The 7,499-nt window shown below is 69.8% G+C and carries 3 protein-coding genes; 2 read left to right on the top strand and 1 reads right to left on the bottom strand.

The genetic code is table 11. The annotated features are described in order from the left end of the window. Nucleotides 1-307: winged helix-turn-helix domain-containing protein (locus VI238_RS01300; protein WP_331647623.1), on the bottom strand; the 307-nt coding region annotated here is incomplete at its 3' end. A gap of 301 nt (nucleotides 308-608) precedes the next feature. On the opposite strand from VI238_RS01300, the gene VI238_RS01295 reads away from it, so the two are divergent. Both VI238_RS01295 and pbpC read left to right on the top strand, forming a co-directional pair. Next, nucleotides 609-5,567: an alpha-2-macroglobulin gene (locus VI238_RS01295; RefSeq protein WP_331647621.1), complete on the top strand. Its 4,959-nt coding sequence runs from the start codon at nucleotides 609-611 to the stop codon at nucleotides 5,565-5,567. 73 nt (nucleotides 5,568-5,640) lie between these two features. Continuing rightward, the coding region (gene pbpC / locus VI238_RS01290; RefSeq protein ID WP_331647619.1) for a penicillin-binding protein 1C at nucleotides 5,641-7,499 on the top strand (1,859 nt) is incomplete at its 3' end.

Genomic DNA, 7,499 nt, shown 5'->3' with positions numbered 1-7,499 from the left:
CGGCCAGCCAGCGGTAGCCGAACTTCGGCATCGTGCGGATATAGCGCTGGTCGTTGCCGTCGTCGCCGATCGCGCGCCGTGCACGCAGCACGATCTGGCCGAGCTGGGCGTCCGAAACATCGACGCGCCCCCACAGCGCGGCGACGAGTTCGTCGCGGCCGACCGCGCGTTCGCGGTTCTCGATCAGGTACAGCAGGCAGTCGAAGACGCGCGTCGGCACGGTCACCGGCACGCCGTCGCGGCGCAGTTCGCGCGCGGAACGGTCGAGGCGGAAGTCGTCGAAGAGGTAGGTGATCGGCGATCGCATGCAGGGAACCGGCGCGGTCGGGCGTAGGCGCCCGACCTGCGCCGCGGCAACCGCGGCGGCGCGTCGTCGATGATAGCGTCGCCGCCGTCGTCCTGCGTGCTGCACCGCGACTAACGCGCGCCGCGGGCGACGTTCACGCCGCGAACGTGCAGCCGTTCACGCGCGCAGCGCGAACCCGGTCATGCCGCTCGCGCGCCGCCGCGCACGGTCGGCGCGTCGACCGCGTAACGCCCGCGTCCGCCCCGGGGCGGCCATAATCGACCGCGTATAATTCACGCGCCATCCACCCGGGGAGTACACAATGGATCTGCGTTCGCCCGCGTCGCGCCTGCGACTCGTCGGCACGGCTTTGCTCGTCGCCCTCACCCTTGCAGGCTGCAACCGCCCCGCCGACCAGGTGCCGCACGTCCAAGGCAAGAAGCCGATCGCGGCCGAAGCCGCCAAGCCGGCGACCGTCGAAGGCTTCGCGCTCGCCTCCGCGCGGGCCGAGCAGCACGACGGCCAGCTCGCGCTCGTGCTCGAGTTCAGCCAGCCGCTCGTCGGCACGCAGGCGTTCGACACGCTGATCGGCGTGAGCGACCCGAAGGGCGCCGCCGTGCAGGGCAGCTGGTCGCTCGACGAGGACGGCAAGACGCTGTACTTCCCGTTCATCCAGGCCGACCAGAGTTACGCGGTCAAGATCAAGGGTGAGCTCGCCGCGGCCGACGGCAAGACGCTGGGCAGCGAGGTCGCCAAGGACGTCTACACCGGTCCGATGGAGCCGAACGCGGCGTTCGCTTCGCAGGGCAACGTGCTGCCCGCGCGCGAGACGCGCGGCCTGCCCGTCATTTCGGTGAACGTGAAGGACGTCGACGTCGAGTTCATGCGCGTGCGCGAAGATGAAGTCGCGAACTTCTTCGCCGCGTACCAGAAGAACGGCAAGCGCAGCTCGTACGAACTCGACCCGCGTTACGGCTGGGGTCGCGAAGGCTCGCCGATCACGCAGATCGCCGATTCGGTCTACTCGAACCGGTTCGCGCTCGCCGGCAAGGACAACGAGCGCGCGGTCAACTACCTGCCGATCCAGTCCATCTCGGAACTCGCCAAGCCGGGGCTCTATTTCGCGGTCATGAAGCGCGCGGGCACGTTCAACGACGAGTACGAGACGAGCTTCTTCTTCGTCAGCGACATCGGCCTGCACACGCGCGCGTACGCGGAGGCGCTGTTCGTGCACGCGGCGTCGCTCAAGAGCGGCGCGCCGCTCGCGGGTGTCGAGTTGTCCGTGCTCGACGGCAAGGGCGAGTCGATCGTCGCCGGCAAGACCGACGGCAACGGCAACGCGCAGCTCGCCTACGCGCTCAAGGCGGACCAGGTGCTCGTCGCGAAGAGCGGCAACGACGTCTCGCTGCTGCCGTTCAACCAGCCCGCGCTCGACCTCTCCGACTTCGCCGTGGCCGGCCGCAAGCAGGCCTGGTTCGACGTGTTCGCATGGTCCGACCGCGACCTCTACCGCCCTGGCGAGACGATCGCGTTGTCGGCATTGCTGCGCGATCACGATGGCAACCTCATCAAGCCGCAGCCGCTCTTCATCACGCTCAAGCAGCCGGACGGCCGCACCTACGCCGAAACGAAGCTCGAGCCGAAGGACCTCAACTATTTCGAGTGGTCGCGCGAGATCCCGGTCGACGCGCCGACCGGCCGCTGGCAGGTCGAATTCCGCACCGATCCGAAGTCGAGCGAGGTCTCGCAGGGACTGACCTTCCGCATCGAGGAGTTCCTGCCCGAGCGCCTCAAGCTCGATCTCTCGAGCGCGCAGGCCGTGCTCAAGCCCGGCGAGCCGCTCGAGCTCGCGGTCGAGGGCGACTACCTCTACGGCGCGCCCGCGGCGGGCAACCGCTTCACGGCACGACTCACCGTCGCCGTCGACCAGCATCCGGTGGACGCGCACAAGGACTTCTACTTCGGCGACCCGACCGTCGAGCTGCCGAAGGAAGCGAAGGACGTCGTCGACGAACCGCTCGACGAGCACGGCAAGCTCGAACAGGACATCGAGATCGCCGAAGGCGCGAAGCCCGCGACGCCGATCGCGGCGATGCTGTCGGGCAGCGTCTACGAAAGCGGCGGTCGCACGGTCACGCGCACGCTCAAGCGCACCGTGTGGCCGGCCGACGCGCTCGTCGGCCTGCGTCCGCTGTTCGACCTCAAGGAAGGTTCGGACGCGCGCGGTCGCGCCGGCTTCGAACTCGTCCGCAGCAATGCCGCCGGCGAGCTCGTCGCCGGCCAGCACCTCAAGCTCACGCTCGTGCGCGAGCATCGCGACTACCACTGGACGTTCGACAAGGACAGCGGCTGGCACTTCGAATACGTGCAGCGATACGAGGACAGCGAGCAGCGCGACATCGACGTCGAAGCCGGCAAGGTGGCGAAGTTCGACGTGCCGGTCGACTGGGGCAACTACCGCGTCGAGATCCTCGACCCGGCGACCGGCCTGACCACGCGCCTGCCGTTCTTCGCGGGCTGGAGCTGGAGCGACGACAACCGCGGCAAGGAAGCGCGCCCGGACAAGGTCAAGCTCGCGCTCGACAAGCCGAGCTACCACGAGGGCGACACGCTCAAGGTCACGATCACGCCGCCGCAGGGCGGGCCCGGCCTGCTGCTGGTCGAGTCGGACCATCTCATCTATTCGAAGAACATCGACGCGCAGCCGGGCGCCGTGTTCGAGATCCCGGTGACGAAGGAGTTCGAGCGCCACGACGTCTACGTGACCGCGCTCGTGTTCCGCGGCGGTTCGGCGGCGGACAAGATCACGCCCGCGCGCGCGGTCGGCGAAACCTGGGTGCCGATGGACCGCACGAACCGCAGGATCGACGTCGCGATCGATGCGCCGAAGCAGATGAAGCCCGAGAACGACCTGCCGGTCACCGTGAAGGCACCGGCGCTCGCGGGCAAGAAGGCCTACGTGACGGTGTCCGCGGTCGACGTCGGCATCCTCAACATCACGCGCTTCGCGCGGCCGGATGCGAATGCGTGGTTCTTCGCCCAGCGCGCGCTCGGCATCGACGCCTACGACCTCTATGGTCGCGTCATCGAGAGCTTCGACGGCAACACGGCCAAGCTGCGCTACGGCGGCGACATGGCGCTCGGCCCGCTGCCGCAGGCGCGCCGGCCGACCGCGAAGGTGCTCACCGTCGACCTGTTCTCCGGCGTCGTCGCGCTCGACGCGAACGGCGTGGCGAAGGTCGCGCTGAAGATGCCGGACTTCAACGGCACCGTGCGCGTCGTCGCGCAGGTGTTCGGCGAGAACCAGTACGGCGGCGCCGACACCGAGACCGTCGTGCGGGCACCGCTCGTCGCCGAGATATCGACGCCGCGCGTGCTCGCGCCGGGGGACAGGTCGTCGCTCACGCTCGACCTGCAGAACTTCTCCGGCAGCGAACGCGAGTTCGCCGTGAAGGTGACGACGCAGAAGCCGCTCGCGATCGACAAGGGCGAGCGCAAGGTCAGGCTCGCGGACGGCGCGAAGACGACGCTCGACTTCCCGCTCGCGGCGCTCGACGGTTACGGCGTCGGCAGGATCGACGTGCAAGCGTCGAGCGGCGAGCTGAAAATCGACCGCCGGTTCGAAATGGTCGTGCGCGCGGCATGGCCGAGCGTGATGCGCTCGAGCGCTCGCTCGCTCGAGACGCTCGCGCCGGTCACGCTCGGCAGCGAAGCCATCGACGGCCTGCTCGCCGACTCGGTCGCCGCACGCCTGACCGTGTCGAGCCTGCCGCCGCTGCCGTTCGCCGCGGCGCTGCAGGACCTGCTCAAGTACCCGTACGGCTGCGTCGAGCAGACGACGAGCAAGGGTTACGGCGCGCTGCTGCTCGACGACAAGACCGCCGGGAACCTGCATACCGACGGCCTCCCCGCCGAGCAGCGCAAGCAGCGCGTCGATGGCGCGATCGGCCGCATCGCCTCGATGCAGATCCCGTCCGGCCACTTCTCGATGTGGGGCGGCGACAGCTACGTCAACGAGTACATCACGCCGTACGTCGTGGAGTTCCTCGAAGACGCGCGTGACGAAGGGTTCCTCGTGCCCGACGAGATGCTGCAGAAGGCGCTCAAGCGCCTCAACGACGACCTGCTTTCCGGCGGCCACCCGTTCTACGGCTACGAGCACAGCGACCACCTGCGCTTCGCCAACGAGGCGTACTCCGGCTTCGTGCTCGCACGCGTGAACCGCGCGCCGCTCGGCACCCTGCGCGCGCTCTACGACAACGACAAGGGCAAGTCGATCACCGCGTTGCCGCTCGTGCACCTCGCGATCGCGCTCAAGCTGATGGGCGACGAACCGCGCGCGCAGAAGGCGATCGCGGATGCGTTCGCGATGAAGGTCGAGCGCCCGTGGTACCTCGGCGACTACGGTTCCGACCTGCGCGACACGTCGCTCATGCTCGCGCTCGCGCACCGCTACGGGTTGTCCAAGCCGGAATACGACGGCCGCATCTTCGACATCGCGCGCTCGCTCACCAACGAGGAGCACCAGGCCGATGCGCAGCAGAAGAAGTACGGCCACCGCTGGCTCTGGCTCAGCACGCAGGAGCAGATCGCGATCGCACGCCTCGGCAGGACGCTGATCAAGGACGGCGACACCGTCGTATCCGGCACGCTCTCGATCGGCGCGAACGCGAGCGAGATCAGCCCCGACCGGCTGTGGAGCCGCCAGTTCGGCGGCACCGATCTCGCCGCCGGCGTGCGCTTCATGCCGCAGGGCGACCTGCCGCTGTACGTGAGCACGGATATCGCGGGCATCCCGAAATCGGCGCCCGCGCCGGACGACCACTACGTCTGGATCCAGCGCCAGTTCTATACGCTCGACGGCAAGCCGTGGGAACCCGGCCCGCTCAAGGAAGGCGACAGCCTCATCGTCGGCCTCAAGCTCGAGGCACGCGAGGCGATGCCCGACGCGCTCCTCGTCGACCTCCTGCCGGGCGGACTGGAAATCGAGAACTTCAATCTCACCGACGCCAAGCAGTGGGCCGACGTCGTCGTCGACGGCATCACGATCACCGATCGCGCGCAGGCCGCCGAGGTGCGCCACGAAGAGTTCCGCGACGACCGTTACGTCGCCGCGCTCAACCTCGGCAAGGGCCAGACCGCGCACGTGTTCTACCTCGTCCGCGCGGTGACGCCGGGCACGTTCCAGGTGCCGCCGCCGCTGGTCGAGGACATGTACATGCCGCAGGTGCGCGGCATCGGCAAGAGCACGCCGGCATCGGTGAAGGTGATCGAGCCGTGAAACCTCCGCCGCGGCGCTCCCGAGCGGAGCGCCGCGGCGCGACACACCTGTTCCAAGAACGACGCGACGCCTCATGCGAAGACGGTTCCCGCCCTGGCTGCGACGCGGGGCGATCGCGGCCCTGGTCATGATCGCCGGCGCGCTCGTGCTCGACCGCCTGTTCCCGCTGCCGCTACCCGACGGGTCCGGCGGCGGCACCGTCGTCCTCGCGCGCGACGGCACACCGCTGCGCGCATTCCCGGACCGCGACGGCGTCTGGCGCTACCCGGTCGCGGTCGAGGATGTCTCGCCGCTCTACGTCGAGGCCTTGCTCACCTACGAGGACCGCTGGTTCTGGCGCCATCCGGGCGTGAATCCGCTCGCGCTCGCACGCGCCTCCGTGCAATGGATCGTGCATCGCCGGCTCGTCTCCGGCGGCTCGACCCTGACGATGCAGGTCGCGCGCATCCTCGACGGCACGCCGCACGACGCGCTCGGCAAGCTGCGCCAGATCGCTCGCGCGCTGCAGCTCGAGGCGCACCTGTCCAAGCGCGAGATCCTCGCGCTCTACCTCGAGCACGCACCCTTCGGCGGCACGATCGAAGGGGTCGAAGCGGCGTCATGGGCGTACCTCGGCAAGCCGGCTTCGCGCCTGTCGCACGCGGAGGCCGCCCTGCTCGCGGTGCTGCCGCAGATGCCCAGCCGGCTGCGCCCCGACCGCAATCCCGAGGCCGCGCGCGCCGCGCGCGACAAGGTGCTCGCGCGCATGGCCGACCTCGGCGTCTGGACTGCGGCGGAAGTCCACGACGCGCGCATCGAATCGGTCGCGGCGCGCGCGCTGCAGCCGCCGCTCGGCGCGGCGCTGCTCGCCGAACGCCTGCGCGCGGAGCGGCCGACCGAGCGGCGCATCACGACGACGATCGATGCCGAACTGCAGCATGCACTCGAAGCGCGCGTGCGCGATTACCTCGCCCGCCTGCCCGAGCGCACCTCCGCGGCCATGCTCGTGGTCGACAATGCGACGCTCGAAGCTCGCGCCTACATCGGCTCCGGCGAGTTCGGCGACGAGCGTCGCCTCGGCCACGTCGACATGGTGCGCGCGTGGCGCTCGCCCGGCTCGACGCTCAAGCCGTTTCTTTATGGTCTCGCGCTCGACGACGGCCTGATCGATTCGGAGAGCCTGCTCGTCGATGCACCGCAATCGTTCGGCGGCTATCGGCCCGGCAACTTCGATCTCGCCTACAACGGGCCGATCGGCGCCGCCGAGGCGTTGCGCCTGTCGCTCAACGTGCCCGCGGTCGACCTCGTCGACCGCATCGGACCGATCCGCTTCGCCGCACGCCTGGCCAATGCGGGCCTGGACCTGCGCCTGCCGCGCGGCGCGACGCCGAACCTGTCGATCATCCTCGGCGGTGCCGGCGTGCGCATGGAAGACCTCGTGGGTGCCTACACCGCGTTCAATCGCGGCGGCGTCGCCGGGCGCGTGCGTTACGGGCGCGACGACCCCGTGATCGACCGCCGCGTCCTTTCCGAAGGCGCGGCGTGGATCGTGCGCGACATCCTCGAGGCGAACCCGCGCCCGGGTTATGCGCCCGGCACGTTCGACCCGGGGTCGCGCCCGCGCGTGGCCTGGAAGACCGGCACGAGCTACGGCTTTCGCGACGCCTGGGCCGTCGGCGCGACGCGCAGCTTCACCGTGGCGGTGTGGATCGGCCGGCCCGACGGCACGCCCCTGCCCGGCCAGTACGGCGCGGTCACGGCGTTGCCGCTCATGTTCCAGGTCGTCGACAGCCTGCCGCGCAACGCGATCGCCGCGGCACCGTCACCACCGCCGCCCTCGGTGGGCCAGCGCGACGTCTGCTGGCCGCTCGGCCAGGCCTGGGATCCCGCGCGGGCGGACCTGTGCCACCAGAAGCGCACGGCCTGGGTTCTCGACGGCGTGATCCCGCCGAC

The sequence above is a fragment of the Dokdonella sp. genome, assembly GCF_036518555.1.
Lineage (GTDB): Bacteria > Pseudomonadota > Gammaproteobacteria > Xanthomonadales > Rhodanobacteraceae > Dokdonella_A.
This window is presented reverse-complemented; position numbering and strand designations above follow the sequence as displayed.